Annotated in this window: 19 protein-coding genes and 1 tRNA gene; 8 read left to right on the forward strand and 12 right to left on the reverse strand. The window is 61.1% G+C overall.

Annotated elements, in window-relative coordinates:
- Nucleotides 1-456 precede the first annotated feature (456 nt).
- On the reverse strand, nt 457-1095 hold the full coding sequence (msrQ, locus tag J3456_RS09580; protein ID WP_349580038.1) for a protein-methionine-sulfoxide reductase heme-binding subunit MsrQ: 639 nt from the start codon (nt 1093-1095) through the stop codon (nt 457-459).
- Nucleotides 1096-1168: 73 nt separating this feature from the next.
- Nucleotides 1169-2074 carry a protein-methionine-sulfoxide reductase catalytic subunit MsrP gene (gene msrP / locus J3456_RS09585; RefSeq protein ID WP_349580040.1) on the reverse strand — a complete coding sequence of 302 codons (906 nt, stop codon included), beginning with the start codon at nt 2072-2074 and terminating at the stop codon, nt 1169-1171.
- Between the two features lie 122 nt (nt 2075-2196).
- On the opposite strand from msrP, the gene J3456_RS09590 reads away from it, so the two are divergent.
- A complete protein-coding gene (locus tag J3456_RS09590) occupies nt 2197-2631 on the forward strand; it encodes a DUF302 domain-containing protein (RefSeq protein ID WP_349580041.1) in 435 nt (144 codons plus the stop codon).
- 74 nt (nt 2632-2705) lie between these two features.
- Here the strand turns inward: J3456_RS09590 and clpB are convergent, their stop codons facing one another.
- Nucleotides 2706-5321 carry an ATP-dependent chaperone ClpB gene (gene clpB, locus J3456_RS09595; protein WP_349580042.1) on the reverse strand — a complete coding sequence of 872 codons (2616 nt, stop codon included), beginning with the start codon at nt 5319-5321 and terminating at the stop codon, nt 2706-2708.
- Between the two features lie 355 nt (nt 5322-5676).
- Between clpB and J3456_RS09600 the strand changes: the two genes are divergently transcribed.
- Entirely contained in the window at nt 5677-5991 is a 315-nt protein-coding gene (locus J3456_RS09600) for an orotidine 5-phosphate decarboxylase (RefSeq protein ID WP_067942287.1), read from the forward strand.
- 260 nt (nt 5992-6251) lie between these two features.
- Nucleotides 6252-6947 (forward strand): orotidine-5'-phosphate decarboxylase, encoded by a 696-nt coding sequence (pyrF, locus tag J3456_RS09605; RefSeq protein WP_349580043.1) that lies wholly within the window; start codon nt 6252-6254, stop codon nt 6945-6947.
- Nucleotides 6948-7141: 194 nt separating this feature from the next.
- Here pyrF and J3456_RS09610 read toward each other — a convergent pair whose 3' ends face one another.
- A complete protein-coding gene (locus J3456_RS09610) occupies nt 7142-7564 on the reverse strand; it encodes an NUDIX hydrolase (RefSeq protein ID WP_349580045.1) in 423 nt (140 codons plus the stop codon).
- 60 nt (nt 7565-7624) lie between these two features.
- Between J3456_RS09610 and J3456_RS09615 the strand changes: the two genes are divergently transcribed.
- On the forward strand, nt 7625-8878 hold the full coding sequence (locus J3456_RS09615) for a DNA polymerase IV (RefSeq protein ID WP_349580046.1): 1254 nt from the start codon (nt 7625-7627) through the stop codon (nt 8876-8878).
- 1 nt (nt 8879) lies between these two features.
- Here J3456_RS09615 and J3456_RS09620 read toward each other — a convergent pair whose 3' ends face one another.
- Nucleotides 8880-9740 (reverse strand): N-formylglutamate amidohydrolase, encoded by an 861-nt coding sequence (locus J3456_RS09620; protein ID WP_349580047.1) that lies wholly within the window; start codon nt 9738-9740, stop codon nt 8880-8882.
- 145 nt (nt 9741-9885) lie between these two features.
- On the opposite strand from J3456_RS09620, the gene J3456_RS09625 reads away from it, so the two are divergent.
- The 4 genes from J3456_RS09625 (at nt 9886) to J3456_RS09640 (ending at nt 12310) form a co-directional block, all read left to right on the forward strand.
- Nucleotides 9886-9960: transfer RNA gene (locus J3456_RS09625), tRNA-Val, on the forward strand.
- 75 nt (nt 9961-10035) lie between these two features.
- Nucleotides 10036-10161: a type B 50S ribosomal protein L36 gene (gene ykgO, locus J3456_RS09630; RefSeq protein WP_005850168.1), complete on the forward strand. Its 126-nt coding sequence runs from the start codon at nt 10036-10038 to the stop codon at nt 10159-10161.
- A 127-nt stretch (nt 10162-10288) separates the two neighbouring features.
- Complete coding sequence (gene yghU, locus J3456_RS09635; protein ID WP_349580048.1) at nt 10289-11164, forward strand: glutathione-dependent disulfide-bond oxidoreductase; 876 nt, start codon at nt 10289-10291, stop codon at nt 11162-11164.
- Nucleotides 11165-11293: 129 nt separating this feature from the next.
- Nucleotides 11294-12310: a Fe(3+) ABC transporter substrate-binding protein gene (locus tag J3456_RS09640; protein ID WP_349580049.1), complete on the forward strand. Its 1017-nt coding sequence runs from the start codon at nt 11294-11296 to the stop codon at nt 12308-12310.
- Between the two features lie 310 nt (nt 12311-12620).
- Here the strand turns inward: J3456_RS09640 and J3456_RS09645 are convergent, their stop codons facing one another.
- From J3456_RS09645 to J3456_RS09675, 7 genes are all read right to left on the reverse strand, one after another.
- Nucleotides 12621-14291: an ABC transporter permease gene (locus tag J3456_RS09645; protein ID WP_260011269.1), complete on the reverse strand. Its 1671-nt coding sequence runs from the start codon at nt 14289-14291 to the stop codon at nt 12621-12623.
- A 54-nt stretch (nt 14292-14345) separates the two neighbouring features.
- Nucleotides 14346-15572, reverse strand: a complete 1227-nt coding sequence (locus J3456_RS09650; RefSeq protein WP_349580050.1) for a phenylacetate--CoA ligase family protein — start codon at nt 15570-15572, stop codon at nt 14346-14348.
- 91 nt (nt 15573-15663) lie between these two features.
- Nucleotides 15664-16500: an ABC transporter ATP-binding protein gene (locus tag J3456_RS09655; protein ID WP_259947301.1), complete on the reverse strand. Its 837-nt coding sequence runs from the start codon at nt 16498-16500 to the stop codon at nt 15664-15666.
- A gap of 66 nt (nt 16501-16566) precedes the next feature.
- Complete coding sequence (locus J3456_RS09660) at nt 16567-17847, reverse strand: ABC transporter substrate-binding protein (protein WP_349580051.1); 1281 nt, start codon at nt 17845-17847, stop codon at nt 16567-16569.
- Nucleotides 17848-17929: 82 nt separating this feature from the next.
- Entirely contained in the window at nt 17930-19006 is a 1077-nt protein-coding gene (locus J3456_RS09665) for a branched-chain amino acid ABC transporter permease (RefSeq protein WP_259947298.1), read from the reverse strand.
- Between the two features lie 63 nt (nt 19007-19069).
- On the reverse strand, nt 19070-20059 hold the full coding sequence (locus J3456_RS09670; protein WP_349580052.1) for a branched-chain amino acid ABC transporter permease: 990 nt from the start codon (nt 20057-20059) through the stop codon (nt 19070-19072).
- A 56-nt stretch (nt 20060-20115) separates the two neighbouring features.
- Entirely contained in the window at nt 20116-20934 is an 819-nt protein-coding gene (locus J3456_RS09675) for an ABC transporter ATP-binding protein (protein WP_259949957.1), read from the reverse strand.
- Nucleotides 20935-20966 lie beyond the last annotated feature (32 nt).

Here is a 20966-nt window from a genome sequence, read left to right on the forward strand (position 1 = left end):
GCGATATACAGACGTTGATCCATCGAATGAACCAAACCGCCCACATATCTCTTCAGATATCAAATTTTCAAACAGCGTTGAGACAAAAGAAACTGAGATGCGCCCTATAACCTTGGCGCGCCCCGCCCTAATACCTCGAATTTTTATCCACCTTCCGAACCGAACCCAGCGTCTCCGCTTCCGTCCGCCCCGTCTGGCGCCCCGCCGCTGCATCTCTGCGCCGCCGGTAGAGGGGGTTCTAAGGCGAGTGACAGAAACCCGCAAGCCATTTTTTGAGGTTTTGTGCAGTTTTTGTGAAACGACTTCAAAACCATGTTAAAACAGCGGCTTAGCACCTGACATCTTTTGCGAAATCCTGCCCACCTCCTCCTTGCGCAGCCCCATTATGTTAACGCCACCAGTTATCCACAGGCCATAGAGCCGATAGGTGCGATTCAGGGGCGTGAATCACGGCTCCTAACTGCGAATCCGATTCACCCCGCCCTGCGAAAGCCTCTGCCGGATGCGCTTGAACGGGAGGCGGTAGATTAAAAGCGCCAAGATCATTCCGGCGTAGATCAGCGGTTCCATTTGAAAACCCTTTGCCAGCCACAGAAAATGAAGCGCCGCCAGCAGCGCCGCGGCATAGGTAAGACGGTGGAGTTTACGCCAGCGGGCGCCAAGCTTGCGCAGGGACCAGTTGTTGGAGGTTGCCGCCAAGGGGATCAGACAGAGGAACCCCGCCATACCGATGGTGATATAGGGCCGCTTCAGAATGTCCGCCCAGACTCGCGAGAGCGTCTGTACATCTAACACGGCCCAGACTGTGAGATGCGCGAGCGCATAGACAAAGGTCATAACACCAATGGCCCGGCGAAAGCGCAGCAAGTTCAGCCCAACTGTCCGGCGCAGGGGCGTGACAATGAGCCCAGCAATTAAAAGGCGCAGCGCCCATAGGCCATAGAGATGCTCCAGCCCTTTCACCGGGTCACGCCCGAGCCCACCGTTGAGCCCCTGATAAAAGAACCACGGGATCGGCAGGGCCAGCAGCAGATAGACGGACCAAACCGGAACGCGCCGGGCGAGACTGTTCAGAGTATCAATCGCCCTCGCCATCAGCCGGCCACCCCGGGCAACGCGCTTCCGCCGAGGCTGTCAAAAACTCTGTGCAAATATAGTGTGTCGCGCATCAGAAGTTCGCGGTCAGGTCCATGCCCTCGTAGAGCCCTGCCACCTCTTCTTCGTAGCCGTTGAACATCAACGTCGGCTGACGCCGCGCAAACAGCCCGCCACCGATGGGGCGTTCATCGGCCTGCGACCAGCGTGGATGGCTCACCTCGGGGTTTACGTTACTGTAGAAGCCGTATTCCCGCGGCGCGGCCTTGTTCCAGCTGGTGGGCGGCTGTTTGTCGGTCAGGGTGATCCGCACGACGGATTTGATCGACTTGTAGCCATATTTCCACGGCACCACCAAACGCAGCGGCGCGCCGTTCTGGTTCGGGATGTCTTTGCCATAGATGCCGGTGGCCATGATTGTCAGCGGGTGCATCGCCTCATCCAGACGCAGCCCTTCGACATAGGGCCAGTCGAGCACGGGAAAGCGGACGCCGGGCATTTCCTCAGGCCGGTAGGCGGTCTCGAACGCGACGTATTTCGCACCGGATTGCACCCCGGCCATATTCAGGAGATCGGCCAACTCGAACCCGTTCCACGGCACCACCATCGACCAAGCTTCGACGCAGCGCAGGCGGTAGATGCGCTCTTCGACTGTCATGGCCTTCATGATGTCCTCAAAAGCGTAATCGCCCGGCTTGTCGACCATCCCTTCGATGGCCACTGTCCACGGCTTGGTCGTCAGGCTCCCTGCGTATTTCGCGGGGTCACCCTTGCCGGTGCCGAATTCGTAGTAATTGTTGTATTGGGTGATGTCCTCATAGTCATTCGGGGTCAGCCCCTCTTGGGCCATGGCCCCCTGCCCCAAGCTGGCAAGACCCAGCCCCGCCATCGCGCCGCCCATGATCTGACGCCGGTTAAAGTACTGCGCTTCGTCAGTCACGTCTCGGTCTGTCAGTCGATTGATCCAGCGATTGGCCATTTCAGCACTCCCTACTATACTCAATAGAAGTTAGCGCCCGCCGCGGGTGGCACCAAATCCTTTCGCCCGGATTTCAGCCAGCACACCGGAATGTCAGGCGCCGTTATTAAAGGAGTGCCGCCATGATCCGTTTCCTTTTTGCCGCCGGTCTGATGCTGGCCAGCGCCGCGCAGGCGGATGAGATGGTCACCTATACCACCGACCAAAGCTTTGGCGATGTGACCTTTGGGGTGGAGAATGCGATCCTGAACCAAGGGCTGATCCCCGAAAACGTCAGCCATGTGGGTGAGATGCTGGACCGCACCCGCGCGGATGTCGGCTCTGACGTGGTGCTGTTCGAGGCGGCGGAGGTGTTCAGCTTTTGCTCGGCCGCGCTGTCGCGCAAAGTGATGGAGGCGGATGTGATGAACATCGGCTTTTGCCCCTACGACATTTTCGTCATGCAATTGCCTGAGAGTGACGAAGTGACCGTCGGCTACCGCGCCTTTCCCGAAGGAGCCATGCAAGAGGTGCAGAGCCTGCTAGACGAAATCGTGAAAGAAGCGATTGGCGAATAATGGGCGCCTTTCGCGGGTTTTAGTCCAAGCGAAAAGGCCGGGATAACCCCGGCCTTTCTTAATGTCTTGGGCGTTTAATGCACCGTGGCATCATCCGGTTTGGGCCGGTTCGACGCGGCCACCTGATCGCCAATGATCAAACCATCGGTCCCGGCGCGGACGGTGACGGTATCGCCGTCCTTCACATCTCCGGCCAGCAGCATCTCGGCCAGCGGATCCTGTACGGTGCGCTGGATCACCCGCTTCAAGGGTCGCGCTCCAAAGACCGGATCATAGCCTTCGTCAGCCAACCACTTGCGCGCGGCGTCATCGAGATCAAGCGTGATCTTCCGCCCCGCAAGCCGTTTGAGCAGACGTGCCATCTGGATCGTGACGATGCCGTCCATATCCGCACGGCCCAGACGGTCAAAGATGATCGTCTCGTCCAGACGGTTCAGGAACTCAGGCCGGAAATGCGCCCGGACTGCGTCCATCACGTCGCGCTTGGCCCCGGCCATGTCACCCCCCTCGGGCAGCTGGCTCAGCGCCTGCGCCCCGAGGTTTGAGGTCAGAATGATCAGCGTCTGCTTGAAGTCGACCGTGCGGCCCTGGCCATCGGTCAGCACACCATCGTCGAGCACCTGCAACAGCACGTTGAAGACATCCGGGTGCGCCTTTTCGACCTCGTCAAAAAGCACGACCTGATAAGGACGCCGCCGCACCGCTTCGGTCAGCACACCGCCCTCGTCATAACCAACGTAACCCGGAGGGGCACCGATCAGACGGGCCACCGAATGTTTCTCCATAAACTCGGACATATCGATGCGAACCATCGCATTGTCGTCGTCAAAGAGAAACTCGGCCACGGCCTTGGTTAATTCGGTCTTACCGACGCCAGTCGGTCCAAGGAAGAGGAAGCTGCCAAGCGGGCGGTTTTCGTCGTTCAGCCCCGCCCGCGCACGGCGCACGGCATTGGCGACCGCTTTGACAGCCGCGCTCTGACCGATCACCCGATCATGCAACTGCTCTTCCATCCGCAACAGCTTGTCCCGCTCCCCTTCCAGCATTTTGCCGGCAGGGATACCGGTCCAACGCTCGACCACGCTGGCAATCTGATCCGGGCGCACGGCCTCTTCGACCATCATGTCGTCTTCGCGGCCCTCGGCGGCTTCGAGGTCGCGCTCTAACTGCGGGATCACGCCATAAGATAGCTCGCCCGCGCGCGCGAGGTTGCCTTCGCGTTTGGCGATGTCGAGGTCGGCCCGCGCATGGTCCAGTTTCTCTTTGATGTCGCGCGCACCAGCCAGCTTGTCCCGCTCGGCCTGCCACTGCGCTGTCATCTCGGCGCTGCGGTCTTGCAGATCGCTCAGGTCTTTCTGCAAAGCCTCCAACCGATCCTTGGACGCGGTATCATCTTCTTTCTTCAGCGCTTCGGCCTCGATCTGAAGCTGCAGGATCTGACGGTCCAGCGCGTCCAGTTCTTCAGGCTTGCTGTCGACTTCCATCCGCAAACGGCTCGCGGCCTCGTCCATCAGGTCGATCGCCTTGTCGGGCAGGAAACGGTCGGTAATGTAGCGATGGCTCAGCGTCGCCGCCGCGACCAGCGCGGTGTCGGAAATGCGCACGCCGTGGTGCAACTCATACTTCTCTTTGATGCCACGCAGGATCGAAACGGTGTCCTCCACCGTCGGCTCCTGCACGATTACTGGCTGGAACCGCCGCGCAAGTGCCGCGTCTTTCTCGACATATTTGCGGTACTCTTCGAGAGTGGTGGCACCCACACAGTGCAACTCACCCCGCGCCAGCGCAGGTTTCAGCAGGTTCGACGCATCCATCGCGCCGTCGGCCTTACCGGCGCCGACCAGCGTGTGCATCTCGTCAATGAACAAGATCACCTCGCCCGCGGCTTCGGTCACCTCGGTCAGAACCGCCTTCAGCCGTTCCTCGAACTCACCGCGGTATTTCGCCCCGGCGATCAGCGCGCCCATGTCGAGCGCGAGCAGGCGTTTGTTGCGCAGGGATTCAGGCACGTCCCCATGCACGATCCGCAGCGCCAAGCCTTCGGCAATCGCGGTCTTACCCACACCCGGTTCACCGATCAGCACCGGGTTGTTCTTGGTCCGGCGGCTCAGCACCTGCATCGCGCGGCGGATTTCCTCATCCCGGCCAATGATAGGGTCAATCTTGCCCTCTTCGGCCCGCGCGGTCAGGTCGAGGCTGTATTTCTCCAAAGCCTCATAACTGTCTTCGGCGGTGGCGCTGTCGGCCTTGCGTCCCTTGCGCACATCATTGATCGCGGTGTTCAGGGCTTGAGCCGTTACTTTGCCCGCTTCCAACGCCGTCTTCGCGCCGGACTTCACCATGCAAAGCGCGGTTAGAATGCGTTCGACAGTAACGAAACTATCGCCCGCTTTCTTGGCCATGGTTTCGGCCTCAGCCAATACTTTGGCGGTGGTGCCGTCCAAATAGACCTGCCCCGCATCGCCGGTGACTTTCGGGATTTTGCCAAGTGCGAGGTCAAGCGCCTGCATCACGCGCGCACCATCGCCGCCCGAGGCCGCGATCAGGTTGCGCGCCAGCCCTTGGTCGTCGTCCAGCAGTGCTTTGAGTACATGTTCAGGGGACAGCCGCTGATGGCTTTCCCGTGTCGCAATGGTTTGCGCCGCTTGAATAAAGCCGCGCGATCTTTCCGTGAACTTGCTCAAGTCCATGGGTCTCTCCTTTTCTACAAGCGCTCCAAAATGCCGCGCCCGGTATGTGGCACGCAGCGGTCTGAGCCTCGGTATTAATTTGGGAAGCGGCGCTGCGGGTTCAAGACCGTATGGGCGCAAAATACCGCCGTGAAAGAAGCTGCTAATAGGAAGAATTCAGCCAATAAGGCGAAAATACGGCAATTTTGCGTCAAAAAATACCATCCTATGCCATTGATATAAATACATTGTTAACCTTTATCCACAGAAAGTGTAACCATAATGAAACCATTTGGCTGCCTCTCGCGTTTATTCCTCAGATGAGAGCAGGACGACAAAGCCTGCCAAGGTTCAGAAGAACACAAGAGGTGAAACGATGCAGACGCGCCCTATCCAGTTGACAGATGTCACCTACAATGCGGCCACTCAGTGTTTCGAAGCGCTGGTCACTGTCCAAGACGGGGAGCAGCTGCGCCGCTACGCTTGTGCCATCGATGCCCCGATCACCATGTCATACCGCGATGCCGCTGACGGTCTGTCCCGTCAAGCGCTCCGCCGCCACGCCCAGAAGCGTGGTTTGAGTTCCGAAGTCCTGCGCCACGTCCCCGCTCAGCGGGCCGGACGCCGCAGCTTCGATCCGCTGCGTTGGTTGGAAGAGGTCATGGACCTTCCCGGCCGCGACGCAGCCTAACCCCCTTCCGCGTGGCACCTGCCTGCCGCGCGGCTGCCCGCGGACCTGCTGCCACCTCATCTGTCCCGATGTGGCGTTCCGCATACCAGAGACCAGTGCCTGCCTGCTAAGTCTCTGATCACTTGGCCCGGACCCGCAACGCGGTGTTCGGGCCTCTTTTTTGCGCCCCTATTTTTTTGCGCCCCTATTGCATGAATGATGGACTTGCCCCGCGCCGCGGCGTAGGTCAAAGCCGTTTGAAAATTGGCAGGAGCCCTCGCATGTCTGATGACCGTCTGATTGTCGCCCTTGATGTTCCCCATGCGGTCGCGGGGCTGGAACTGGCCGAAAAGCTCGGAAATGCGGTGGGCTTTTACAAAATCGGCCTCGGCATGCTGACGGGCGGTGGCTTGGCCTTGGCCAATGAACTGAAACAGGAACATGGCAAGCGCATCTTCCTTGATATGAAGCTTTTCGACATCGGTGCCACCGTAGAGGCGGCGGTGCGCGGGCTGGCCCAGTTCGATCTGGATTTCTTGACCGTCCACGGCGACCCGCATGTGGTGGCGGCGGCCAAGCAAGGTGCCGCTGGCACGGACATGAAAATTCTCGCCGTCACGATCCTCACCTCGCTTGACCGCGCCGACCTTGACGCCGCGCTGATTCAACCGGGCGATCTGGGCGATCTGGTGCTGACCCGTGCGGGCCGCGCGTTGGACGCAGGCGCAGATGGCGTCATCGCCTCCCCTCAAGAGGCCGCCGCGATCCGCGCCCTCCCCGAAGCGAACGGCAAGCTTATTGTCACCCCCGGCGTGCGCCCCCAAGGTGCCGCATTGGGCGATCAGAAACGGGTCGCCACCCCCGGTCAGGCCATCGCGGATGGCGCCGATCACATCGTGGTGGGCCGCCCGATCTGGCAGGCCGAAGACCCCGCTGCCGCTGCCCGCGCCGTGCTTCAGGAAATTTCTGAACGTTAACAAGGGGCTTCCTCCGCCCTGTAGCAAATCGACCACAGCGCGCCGGGATGCGCCGCGGGGGCGGTCATCAATGTTAGGCGAAAGCCGCGCAACATGTTATGTTGAACTCAGGTGATACTCCCCGACGAACTGGTTCTTCCTGATGTTCGTCACCTCCCCCCGCTCACGCAGGCGGGGGGCCTTTATTTCCCCATCTAGTGCTGGTCTTTTTCTGTCGCGCTTTGCGCCAGATAGACCCGCAAGCGGTCCTGAAATGCGGGCACCGCGCGGGGGTGGGTCAGAAACTCATCCTGCGCCATCAAACGCCAGCGCTGCCCCTCGTCGCCAAAGACGATCTGGGCCTCTGCCTCGGCGGGCAAGCGTGCAACGAAGAACCATTTGATCCGCCCCGCCTCATCAAAACTGCCTTGCCAGATCACCGCGTCTTCAGGCACCACGATCCCCAACTCTTCGCGGCATTCACGCAGTGCGCAGGCCAGCGGGGTCTCTGCCCCCTCGCGCCCCCCACCGGGCAAATCCCAATGATCCGCAAAGGGCAGGCCCGGCGTGTCATCGCGCAGGATCACGGCCAGCTTCCCCCCAAGGTAGAGCGCCAGCTTTGCGCCATCAAAGCCCATGTTAAATCCCTCGCGATCTGGTTAGAATCGTCGCCCGAACCCTGCCCTCCCGGTGTACTCATGGCTACCCTCTGTCGCGACTGTCTTTCTGAAATCGCTCCGGCGCGGCGCTGTCCGCGCTGTGGCAGCCCGCGTGTGCTGTCCCACCCGGAACTCTTCGACCTGTCGATCGCCCATATGGATTGCGATGCCTTCTATGCCTCGGTGGAAAAACGCGACAATCCCGAACTGGCTGGCAAACCCGTCATCATCGGCGGCGGGCGGCGCGGGGTCGTGTCGACCGCCTGCTATGTTGCGCGGATCCGAGGCGTGCGCTCGGCCATGCCGATGTTTCAGGCGCTCAAGCTGTGCCCCGAGGCGGTGATCATCAAGCCACGCATGGAGGTCTATGTCGAAGCCTCCCGCGCGATTCGCGCGATGATGGAAGAGATGACCCCGGCGATTGAGCCCTTGTCGCTGGACGAAGCCTTTCTCGATATGACAGGCACCGCGCGGCTGCACGGCCAGCCCCCGGCGGTGATGCTGGCGCGGCTGGTGCGGCGGATGAAGGTGGAACTGGGGCTGACAGGTTCCATCGGGCTGAGCCATAACAAATTTCTGGCCAAGGTCGCCTCGGATCTCGACAAGCCGCATGGATTCTCTGTCATCGGCGCGGGCGAAACGGCGGCGTTTTTGCGCGACAAACCGGTGGGCATGATCTGGGGCGTCGGGGCCGCCACGCAGACCGCGCTGGAAAAGGCCGGCATCCGCAGTTTTTCCGATCTGTTGCGGTGGGACCAAACCGATCTCATCGCCCGCTTTGGCAGCATGGGCGACCGGCTGTGGCATCTCGCGCGCGGCCAAGACAAACGGCGCGTGTCGCGGCACCGTCCGGTGAAGTCGATCAGCAATGAGACGACATTCTCTGACGATACCGGCGATGCAGAGATTCTCGATGGCCACCTCTGGCGCTTGGCGGAAAAGGTGGCAGACCGTGCCAAGGCGAAAGAGATGGCAGGCCGAGTGGTGACGCTAAAACTGAAACGCGCCGATCACTCTTTGCTGTCACGCCGCCTGTCGCTGCACGATCCGACGCAACTGGCCGACCGCATTTATCGCACTGCCCGCGCCCTGTTTGATCAGGTCGACCACAATAGCGCTTATCGCTTGATTGGCGTGGGGCTATCGGACCTTTCGGGCGCAGAGGGGGCGGATATGGTCGGCGATCTACTTGACCCCGGAGCCGCACAGCGCAGCCGCGCCGAACGCGCTGCCGACAGCATCCGCAGCCGTTTCGGCGATAAAGCAATCGTGAAAGGCCGCGCCCTGCGTTGACCTACTCCGCAGCGAGGGGAAGCCGCTGCTGTCCGATCTGCGCCACTTCGGCCACCACACGCTGCAACGCTGCCTGCACCGCCTCGAAAGCACCGTTGGGCCGAATCAACCGCTCGTTCATATAGAGCGCCCGGTCGATCTCGACCTGCACGGCATGCTGCCCGCGCGAGGGACGGCCATAGGCTTGGGTAATATAGGCCCCGGCAAAGGGCGAATTCCGCGTCACCACGAACCCCGCCTCGACAAAGGCCGCTTCGATTCGGTCGACCACCTCGCCCCCCGCCGCCGCGCCAAAGCGGTCGCCCAATACGACATCGGGCCGCCGCATCCCGCCGCGCGCCACACCGTCCATCGCCTCATGCGGCATGGAGTGGCAATCGACCAGCACCGCCTGCCCGTGACGGCGATGCGCCGCGCTCAGCAACTCTTGCAGTTTCGCGTGATAGGGCCGCCAGTAGCTGTCGATGCGCAGCTGCGCCTCTTCTTGGGAAAGCTTGCCGCGATAAATCGCCCGACCATTGGCCACCACGCGGGGAATCACCCCCAGCCCCGAGGCCACGCGCGGGTTATGACCCTGCCGCGGGATCCCTTCGATGACCGATGGGTCCAACTCCTCGGGCGCGCGGTTTAAGTCGATATAGGCCCGCGGCGCGCCAGCTTTGATGAAAGAGGCCCCATGCAACGGCGCGCAATCGAACAACAGATCGACAAAAGCATCCTCGGACGAGCGGATCGCATGTTCATCCAAAACCGACCGCCGCAGGAAAGACGCCGCATAATCCCGACCCGAATGGGGCGAGGCAAAGACCACGCAAGAGCGGTTTCGGTCGGGATGCAGTACTTCGTAGGCGGTCATCGGCATAATAATTCCTTCTAAGTCGAACATAGCGTGTTTATTCCGCTCCAAAAGCCCTTGATCCCGTCGCCGACTCCTTTTATAGGACCCCAACGGCGCGAAATTTCGCGCCCCATTTAGTTTTGGGGCCGACATGGAAACGCTTAAAAGTGGGTGATTAGCTCAGCGGTAGAGCACTTCGTTGACATCGAAGGGGTCACTGGTTCGATCCCAGTATCGCCCACCATTATTCATCGACCTGCCTTTGGCAGGTTGCCCGCAACCTAGGCGCTGGCCCGCGCCACGACATGAGGAGACGACCATGAAGGTTCGCAATTCGCTCCGCTCGCTCAAGAATCGGCATCGCGATTGCCGTGTTGTGCGTCGCAAAGGCCGCGTTTACGTCATCAACAAGACGCAGCGCCGGTTCAAAGCCCGTCAGGGCTGAGCTTCGCAGCTTTTTAGAACTAAAGGCCGCTCCTTCGGGGGCGGCCTTTTTCGTTGCGGATAACGGCTTGCAACCCCGGCGCAAAACCCCACCTTCAAAGCAGACTTGAATAACAAGGAAGACCATCATGTCGGACACGCCCGAATATACGCCCCCAAAGGTTTGGAAATGGGAATCAGAAAGCGGCGGCAAATTCGCCAGCACCAACCGGCCCATCGCCGGTGCGACCCATGACAAGGACCTCCCCGTCGGCGAGCATCCCTTTCAGCTTTATTCCCTCGCCACGCCCAATGGCGTCAAAGCCACGGTGATGTTCGAAGAACTGCTAGAGGCGGGCCATAAGGCGGCTGAATACGACGCTTGGCTGATCGATATTTCCGAGGGCGATCAGTTCGGTTCGGGCTTTGTCGAGGTGAACCCCAACTCCAAAATTCCCGCGCTGATGGACCACTCTGGCGATGCGCCCCAGCGGGTCTTCGAATCGGGGGCGATCCTGCTCTATCTTGCTGAGAAGTTTGGCGCCTTCCTGCCCCAAGACCCCGCCCGCCGGACCGAGGCGCTGTCGTGGCTCTTTTGGCAGATGGGCAGCGCGCCCTACCTTGGCGGCGGCTTCGGCCATTTCTACGCCTACGCCCCAGAGAAGTTCGAATACCCCATCAACCGTTTCGCGATGGAAACCAAGCGTCAGCTTGACGTGATGGACAAGCATCTGGCCGAGCATGAGTATTTCGCCGATGAATACTCCATTGCCGATATGGCGATCTGGAGCTGGTATGGTCAATTGGTGCTCGGGCGGCTCTATTCGGCGGCTGAGTTCCTAGACGTGACCTCTTACAAAAACGTCATGCGTTGGGCCGAAGCGATTGACGCACGCCCTGCCGTGACCCGGGGCCGTATGGTCAACCGCGCCTTCGGCGATGACCTGTCGTTGCAACTGCATGAGCGGCACGACGCCAGCGATTTCGACACCAAGACCCAAGACAAGATCGGCGGCAAAGACTGACCGCATAGCCCTCGGCCTGATGGGGCCGGGGGCTTTCCGACCAAATTTATCGGAATTGGTTGCAGGGCCGGATAAAATCTGTTTCTTACTGTTTCAGTCAAGTTATCCCAAATGGAACAGGACCCTGATATGACCCTCTGCAAAACATCGACTGCCGCCGCCGCGCTGATGGCGCTGGCCCTTCCTGCGCTGGCCGATGGCGAGTTGAATCTCTACTCTTCGCGTCACTACGACACTGACGAGCGGCTCTACTCCGACTTTACCGAAGCGACCGGCATCACCATCAACCGCATCGAAGGCAAAGCCGACGAACTGCTGGCCCGTATGGAAGCCGAAGGCGCGAACTCCCCCGCCGACGTCCTGCTGACCGTGGACACCAGCCGCCTCAAGCGCGCTAAAGACATGGACCTGCTGCAAGCGGTCGAGAGCGACACGCTCGAAGAGCGCATTCCCGGCAACCTGCAGGACGACGGCAACCAGTGGTTCGGTCTGTCCCAACGCGCGCGGATCATCTTCTACAACAAAGAGACGATGGACAATCCGCCAGCGACCTACATGGACCTCGCCGATCCGGCCTACAAAGGTCAGGTCTGCATCCGGTCCTCGACCAACACCTACAACCAGACCCTGCTGGCCTCCATCGTGACCCATGAGGGCGAAGAAGCCGCGACCGACTGGGCGCAGGGCGTGGTCGACAATATGGCGCGCGCACCCCAAGGCGGCGACACCGACCAGCTGCGCGGCATCGTTTCGGGTGAGTGCGACATCGCTGTGTCCAACAGCTATTACTTCGCCCGCGCGATCCGCACCGATGTCGACGGCGTGAGCGACGATATCGGCAAGATCGGCCTGATCTGGCCAGACCAAGAAGGCAACGGCGCGCATATGAACCTCTCGGGCGGCGGCGTGGCCAAGAACGCCCCGAACCGTGAGAACGCGGTGAAGTTCCTTGAGTATCTCGCCTCTGATCAGGCGCAGGTCTATTTCTCGGCGGGCAACGATGAATTCCCCACCGTGGAAGGCGTAGAACTGGCCGACAGCGTCAAGCAGTTGGGTGAGTTCAAAGCCGACGAGGTGAACCTGTCGGACGTGGCCGAGAATATCGGCACCGCGCAGAAGATCTTCAACTCGGTCGGCTGGGAATAATCAGCGCGACATTCGCGGAGGAGGCGGGCTTTCGGGCCCGCCTTTTTTATGCGCTGCGCTTCCGCATCTAGCGCCCCGCCGGGCATCGCTCTCCCTCATCCCGGAGGGCGCCGCCCTTATCGCCGGCCAACACTGCCACCCCGGCCCGGGATAAGCCGCAGGCGCCGGGCCATCGCCTGCCCGCCCGGACGGGTAGGCGATTTGGTAAGGCTTGGAGTAACAATGCGAACGCACATCATAGCTGAGGCATAAAGTGGCAGGAACCGCCCGTCGGATCGCCGACCCGCGGGCAGGCGCTGGCCCTTCCGCGCTACCGCTGACGTCCCACCTGCCGGCAGATCAAGATCACCGGCAGCAGCCCCATCGCCACGATCACAAGGCTCGGCACCGCAGCCCCATTGAGCCGCTCGTCACTGGCCAGCCGGTACGCCTGCACCGCCAGCGTATCATAGTTGAAAGGCCGCATGATCAGCGTGGCGGGCAGTTCCTTCATCACGTCGACAAAGACGATCAGCAGCGCGGTCAGCAGGCTCGGCGCAAGGATCGGCAGATGCACCCGGCGCAGCGTCCCCAAGGGCGTCTGCCCCAGTGACCGCGCGGCGGCGTCCATATTGGCATGCACCATGGACTGCCCGCCCTCATAGGCTCCAAGCGCCGCCGCGAGGAAACGCACCAGATAGGCCAGCACCAAGAGCCAGATCGAGCCGGTGATCAAAAGCCCGGTGGAAACATCAAAGGTCTCGCGCATCCAAGCGTCGAGCGCGTTGTCGAAGGCCGCGAAGGGCACCAGCAGCCCCACGGCGATCACCCCGCCCGGCACCGCATAGCCCAACCGCGCGACATAAGCCGCCCCCTGCGAGACGCGGCCCGGGCGCAGCCGCCGGTAAAACCCCACGCTGATCGCCGCCAGCACTGTCAGCGCAGCCGCAACACCAGCAAGCGTCACCGAATTGCGCATGAAGCCGAGGTAGCGCGGGCTGAAAAGGCTCTGCTCGCTATCAAGCCCCATGGTCACGAGGATGACCACCGGCAGCACCGCCCCAAAGAGCACCGGCACACCACAAAGCACGATCGCCGCTGCGGCTTGCCAGCCTTTCAACTCGGCTGGCGGTGCGGATTGGGTCCGGCGCGCGGGGTCGTGATACTTGGCCTTGCCGCGCTGCGCCCGCTCTAGCATCGCCAGCAACAGCGCGAAACTCAGCAGGCAAAGCGCCAGTTGCGCGGCGGCCGCCCGGTCGAACATGGAAAACCAGCTGGTGTAGATGCCGGTGGCAAAGGTCTGGACGCCGAAATAGGCCACGGTGCCGAAATCGGCGATGGTCTCCATCACCGCCAGCAACACGCCGCCCGCAATGGCAGGCCGGGCCAGCGGCAGGCTGACCTTGAAAAACGCCGCCCAAGCGCTGGAGCCGAGCGCGCGGGCGGCTAGGAATGTCGTCCCGCTTTGTTGCAGAAAAGCGGCGCGGGCCAGCAGGTAGACGTAAGGATAAAGCACCAACACCAGCATCGCCGCCGCCCCGCCAAGCGAGCGGATCTCGGGGAACCAATAGTCCCGCGGGCCCCAGCCCGTCACGTCGCGCAGCATGGTCTGCACAATGCCGGGATGGTCGAGCACATGGGTATAGGCGTATGCCAGCACATAGGCCGGGAAGGCCAGCGGCAACACCAGTGCAATCTCCAACAGCTTGGCGCCGGGGAAACGTGTCATCGTCACCAGCCAAGCCGCCCCCACACCGATGGCAAAGGTGCCGAGAGACACCAGTAGCACCAAGAGCAGCGTCGTCACCGTATAGCGGCCCAGCACCGTGTCGATCAGGTGCTGCACCGTTTCCGTCCCGCCGCTCAGCGCGGCGATCAGCACCGCCAGCATCGGCAGCGCACAGATGGTGGCGACGGTCAGGGCGACAGCCGACAGCGCGCGCAGCCCGTCGCGGGCGCGGCGCAGATGGGGCGTCTCAGAGGAGGCGGTGTTCAGCGTCATGCGCCCTATTTCGACGATTTCACTCGGAAATGCCAGAGGGCGCGACGCCGCGCCTCAATCGTAGCTGCGGGTATCTTCGATCACCAGCCCGTCGCGCGGCAGACTGCCGGGGGCAACCAGCTCGACCCGGCCCTTGAGCTTGAGTAGATCGGCCACGGATCGGGCATAGGCGTCCTTGTCCTCTCCGACGGTTTCGATCTGCACGGTCATCACGTCTGCCTCGCCTTCCCGGCTGGCGATGACGCGGGCCTTTTCGATCTCCTCGTGTTGGGCAACCAGCGCCGCCACCTGCTCGGGCCGGACGAACATGCCCTTGATCTTGGTGGTTTGATCGGCGCGGCCCATCCAGCCCTTGATGCGCATGTTGGTGCGCCCACAGGGGCTTTCGCCCTCCAACACGGCGCTAAGGTCTCCGGTGGCGAAACGGATGAGCGGGTAGTCGGGGTTCAGCGTGGTGACCACGACCTCGCCAACCTCACCGGGCGCGACCGGGATTCCGGTGCCGGGGGTGACAATCTCGACGATGACCTGCTCGTCGACGATCAGCCCCTCCATCGCCGGGCTTTCATAGGCGATATTGCCCAGATCGGCGGTGGCATAGGATTGCAGGCAGGTGATGCCGCGCTCTTGATAGAAGGCCCGCAGGCTGGGGAAAAGCGCGCCGCCGCCGACCGCCGCCTTGGTGATCTTCAGATCAACCCCCATGGCATCGGCCTTTTCCAAGATCACCTTGAGGTAATCCGGCGTGCCCGCATAGGCGGTCGAGCCCACATCACGGGCGGCGGTGACCTGTAGCTCGGTCTGGCCGGTGCCCGCAGGTAAGACGGTCGCCCCGACCGCCCGCGCACCGGATTCGAAGATCATACCCGCAGGGGTCAGGTGGTAGCCAAAGCAGTTGTGCACCACATCGCCCGCGCCGATGCCCGCGGCATGGAGGAAGCGGCCCATCCGCCACCAGTCAGGATCGTTGCTGGAGGGCTCGTAGATCGGGCCGGGCGACTGGAAGACATGGCTGAACTCCGTCACCGGCTTGGTGGTGAACCCGCCGAAGGGCGGCTGCCCCGCCTGCGCCTTACCAAGCTCAGATTTGCGCAGCACCGGGAGGTTGGCTAGGGCGGCGGCTGAGGTGATCTGTGATGCGTCCACCTCTTTGAGCGTCTCGCCATAACCCGGCAAGCCCTGCGCGCGGGCGATCTGCTGCGGCAACGCCTGCGCCAGATCGGCCGCCCGTTGGTCGGCGCTGCGGGTTTCCAGATCGTCGAAATGGGGCTTGGTCAGCATCCCTGTCACTTTCCTGCTATGGCATCACTGGAGAGGGCACAGGCCCGCTCTGGTCTTGTCTTGGGTCTTTCTGGTCCGGTCGGGTACCGTCTTAACTCAGCCAGCGTTTGCGGCGGCGGTAGCTGCGCACGTCGCGAAAGCTCTTGCGGCCCTCGTCGGACATGCCGAGGTAGAATTCCTTCACGTCTTGGTTCTCGCGCAGGTCTTTGGCGGGTCCATCCATCACCACGCGACCGGATTCGAGGATGTAGCCGTAATGCGCAAAGCGCAGCGCGACGTTGGTGTTTTGCTCGGCCAGCAAGAAGGTCACGCCCTCCTGTTCGTTGACCGATTTCACGATCTCGAAAATCTGCTCAACCAGTTGCGGGGCAAGGCCCATCGACGGCTCGTCCAAAAGGATCGTCTCAGGCCGTGACATCAGAGCGCGGCCAATGGCGCACATCTGCTGCTCACCGCCCGAGGTATAGCCAGCCTGCGAGCGGCGGCGCTCTTTCAGACGGGGGAAGTAGTTATAGACCATCTCAAGGTCCTGCTGGATCGCAGCATTCCCATCGGTGCGGGTATAGGCCCCAGTCAGGAGGTTTTCTTCGATGGTAAGGTGCTCAAAACAGTGGCGGCCTTCCATGACCTGCACGACACCTTTCTTCACGGTTTCGGCAGGATCCTGATGCTGGATCGCACCGCCGCGGTATTTGATCGAGCCTTTGGTGACCTCGCCCCGCTCCGAGGCCAGCAGCCCCGAGATCGCCTTGAGCGTCGTCGTCTTGCCGGCGCCATTGCCGCCCAGCAGCGCGGTGATGCCGCCCTTGGGCACATTCAGGCTGACGCCCTTCAGCACGAGGATGACGTGGTTGTAGATCACCTCGATATTGTTGACCTCAAGCAGGTTGTCGACTGCGACGTCATTGGTGTTGGCGGCATCCAGCATGGGAAGGACCTTTCTTGGCGCTTGGGTAGGTTCCCGGCCACCCAGAGGGCAGCCGGGAGCGGTGTCTTAGCAGTTGCCTTCGATGGCGTTTTCGTCGGCATAGGCCGAGCTATCCTCATCGATCAGCGGCTGGATCACGTCTTGATCCGACTGCATGAAGTCCGACACGAGGTTCCATTCCTTGGCCTCCGCATCCCACTGGGTCACGGCGACAAAGCCCTCACCACCGTGGTTTTCGCAGGAGACCGAGAACTCAGGACCGAAGTCCGGCAGGCCAAGCGCCGCCATCTTCTCTTCGGTGATCTCAAGCTGCTCCATACCGTCACGCATCTGGCCGCCGGTGATGTCGGTCACACCGTGGATTTCCTGCGCTGTACGGGCCGCTTCTGACACCAGCATGGCGGCATAGACGCCACGGTTATAAAGCACCGAGCCGACCTGATCGCCTGCACCGGCAGCTTTGCCCGCATCGACAACGTATTTCTGCAGATCGTCATAAAGCGGATAGTCGGAGCCCACGTTGTGAAAGGTCAGCGCCTTGTAGCCATCGGCCTTGGCACCGGCTGCCAGCACGTCGTTTTCCGAACCGGACCACCAGATGCCAATGAACTTATCCATCGGGAAGCGGATGTTGGCGGCTTCCTGAACCGCAACTTGGTTCATCACGCCCCAGCCGTACATGATCACATAGTCAGGCTTGTCGCGGCGGATTTGCAGCCACTGCGATTTCTGCTCCTGACCGGGGTGATCGACGGGCACTTCTTTCAGCTCGAAACCATGCTTCTCGCTCAGCTCTTGCAGCGTGCGGATCGGCTCCTTGCCATAGGCAGAGTTGTGGTACACGAGCGCGATCTTCTTGCCCTCAAGGCTACCGCCTTCCTGCTCCATGATGTGCTTTACCGCAACCGACGCGCCATCCCAGTAGTTCGCAGGGAAGTTAAAGACGTGGCTGAAAGTGTTGCCGTTCTTGGCCGAGGTACGGCCCAGACCCGATGTCAGCATCGGAATGTCGTCAGCGGTGACTTTGGGGATCAGCTGGTAGGTGATGCCGGTCGAGAGCGGCTGATACACCAGCGCGCCTTCGCCCTTGGTCGACTCGTAGCACTCCACGCCTTTTTCGGTGTTATAGGCGGTCTCGCATTCCGGCACGCGGATGGTTTCGCCACCGATGCCGCCGTCACGCTCGTTCAGCAGCGTAAAGTAATCGGCGTAACCGTCGGCGAAGGGGATGCCGCCCGCCGCGTAGGGCCCGGTACGATAGCTCAGCGATGGAAAGACAAGGTCCGCCATCACGGGGCTTGCGGCCATCAGGCCAGCTACGGCCAGTGTTCCCAGTTTATATTTCATCGGTGTTTCCTCCCTTGGATTGTCCGACTTGGGTGTTTGGGCCGGGTTTCCTCCCCCCGGCCTCGCTTTTCATGGCCGTCCCTTAGTGCGGGAAGGGCCACAATCTCAGTTTTTCCTTGGCCACGCGCCACAGCTGCGCCAGCCCGTGCGGCTCTGCGATCAGGAAGATCACGATCAGCCCGCCGACAATCACCAACTGCAAATGCGCCACGATATCCGTGGGCCAGCCCAGCCAGTCGACGCCGACGATCTTCAAAAGCACCGGCAGCAGCACAAGGAACGCGGCCCCCGCAAAGCTGCCAAAGATGCTACCCAATCCTCCGATGATGATCATAAAGAGCACAAGGAACGATTTGTTGATGCCGAAGGCTTCGCCCACTTCAACAGCGCCGAGGTAGATCGAGAAAAACAGCGCGCCGGAGATGCCGATGAAGAAAGAGCTCACCGCAAAGGCCGTCAGTTTCGCACGCAGCGGGTTCACTCCGATGATCTCGGCCGCGATGTCCATGTCGCGGATCGCCATCCATTTACGACCCACCGAGCCGCGCGTCAGGTTGCGCGCCACCAGCGCCGAGAAGACGGTGAAGATCAGGCAGAACATATAGGTGGCCCAAGCCTCGGTGTTGGGGCCGGTGATCAGAATGCCGAAAGTATCCCGCTCAGGCGCGCTGATCTGGCCAGAGGCAGAGTAGTTGTAGAACCACGGCACCCGGTTGAAGAGCCAGACAAGGAAGAACTGCGCCGCCAGCGTCGCCACGGCAAGGTAGAAGCCCTTAATCCGCAAGCTTGGCAGACCAAAGAGCGCCCCAACGGCCGCGGTGATCAACCCGGCGAGCAGGATATGGATGAACATGCTCACATCCGGCATCGCCGTCATCAGCTTGTAGCAGGCATAGGCCCCCACCGCCATGAAACCGCCGGTGCCGAGGCTCACCTGTCCGCAGTAGCCCACAAGGATGTTCAGCCCAATCGCCGCGATGGCATAGATCAAAAAGGGCAGGAACAGCGAGTTCACCCAGTAGTCATTGACCATGAAGGGAATGACAAAGATCGCAACGAACAGCACCACATAGTAGCGGTAGCGGTCGAACTTGATCGGAAAGGTCTGCTGGTCTTCGGCGTATGTCGTGCTGAAATCGCCTGCTTCACGATAGAACATTAGACTGATTTCCCTTCTGCGATCTTTGTGTCGTTGGATGCACAGCGGCGCATCATGCCTGTATCAAACGCGCTCAATGATCTTCTCCCCAAACAGGCCCTGCGGGCGGAAGACGAGGAAGACCAGCGCCAGCATATAGGCAAACCAGTTCTCGGTCGCGCCACCAAGGAAGGGAGCACCGATCAGGAACTCAAAGAGTTTCTCACCCACACCGATGATCAGCCCGCCGACAATCGCGCCGGGGATCGAGGTAAAGCCACCGAGCATCAGCACCGGCAATGCCTTCAGCGCAATCAGTGACAGTGAGAACTGCACGCCAGACTTGGCGCCCCACATGATACCCGCCACCAGCGCGACGAACCCCGCCAGCGACCAGACCAAGATCCAGATGAAGTTGAGCGAGACCCCCACCGACAGCGCGGCTTGGTGGTCATCCGCCACGGCCCGCATCGCGCGGCCCTGTTTGGTGTATTGCGCGAACATCACCAGCCCGATCACGAGGATTGCGGCCACGACGGAAGCCACGATATCGAGGTTGTCGATAAAAAAGCCGTAGCCCGTCGCGTCGAAGGTAAATTCATCAATCCAGATGTTAATGCCCTGCGGCAGACCGACGTCGAGCGTCTTGATCTCGGACCCCCACATCAGATCGCCGACGCCTTCGAGGAAATAGGCCAAACCGATGGTGGCCATGAAGAGGATGATCGGCTCTTGGCCCACGAGGTAGCGGAATACGAAACGCTGCACGCAATAGGCCAGCACGATCATTACGATCATCGTCAGCAGGATGGCAAGGAAGGCGGGCACATGCCAACCGAAGTGGTGTACCTCGGTGCCGAGGATCGCGTTGATCAGGTGACTAAAGGGCACCTGCCCGTCCATGATCCCGACCAGTGTCAGCGCGGCAAAAAGCGCCATAACACCTTGGGCATAGTTGAAAATGCCCGAAGCCTTGTAGATCAGCACAAAGCCAAGTGCCACGAGCGCATAAAGCACCCCGGCCATCAGCCCGTTGAGAAAGACCTCAATTGTAAACGCCAGTTGCTCAGGCATCATTGGCCCTCCCCAAAGTCAGAACGGCTGTGTCGTTGCGGGTGATCGTGCGGCGCTCAGTCATGGGCCACCCCCAGATAGGCGTCGATCACCTCTTGATTGTTGCGCACCTCATCGGGCGAGCCGTCGCCGATCTTGCGGCCGTAATCCATCACGACCACGCGGTCGGAAAGGTCCATGACCACGCCCATGTCATGCTCAATCAGCGCGATGGTCGTGCCGAATTCGTCGTTCACGTCGAGGATAAAGCGGGACATGTCCTCTTTCTCTTCGACGTTCATGCCAGCCATCGGCTCATCCAGCAGCAGGATCGTTGGCTCCGCCGCCAAGGCGCGGGCCAGTTCGACGCGCTTTTTCAGACCGTAAGGCAGACGCGCGACCGGGGTTTTGCGGATCGCCTGAATCTCCAGAAAGTCGATGACCTTCTCGGCGATCTCGCGGTTCTCCACTTCCTCGCGCTCGGCCTTGCCCTTCCAAAGGGACTGCGCCAGCAGGCCCGATTTCATCTGGGTCAGGCGGCCCGTCATCACGTTGTCGAGCACCGACATGCCCTCAAACAGCGCGATGTTCTGAAAGGTCCGGGCGATGCCCTGCTGCGCCACCTGATAGGGTTTCATCGGCGGACGCTGCGCGCCCTTGTACCAAACTTCGCCCTCTTGCGGGACGTAGAAGCCGCTGATCACATTGAGCATCGATGACTTGCCCGCCCCGTTCGGCCCGATGATCGCGCGGATTTCACCCTCGCGGATGTCGAATGAGATGTCCTTGATCGCTTCCACACCGCCGAAACGCAGGGTGATGTTTTTCATCTCCATCACCGTGGGGCCGATGGTGCGGCCGTCGTCGGTGACATAGCTGTCAGCCTGATCTTTCACGCTGTCCCTTTCCATAGTTCCCGCCTGCCCGG

Source organism: Sulfitobacter sp. NFXS29, assembly GCF_040148765.1.
In the GTDB taxonomy this organism is placed as follows: domain Bacteria; phylum Pseudomonadota; class Alphaproteobacteria; order Rhodobacterales; family Rhodobacteraceae; genus Sulfitobacter.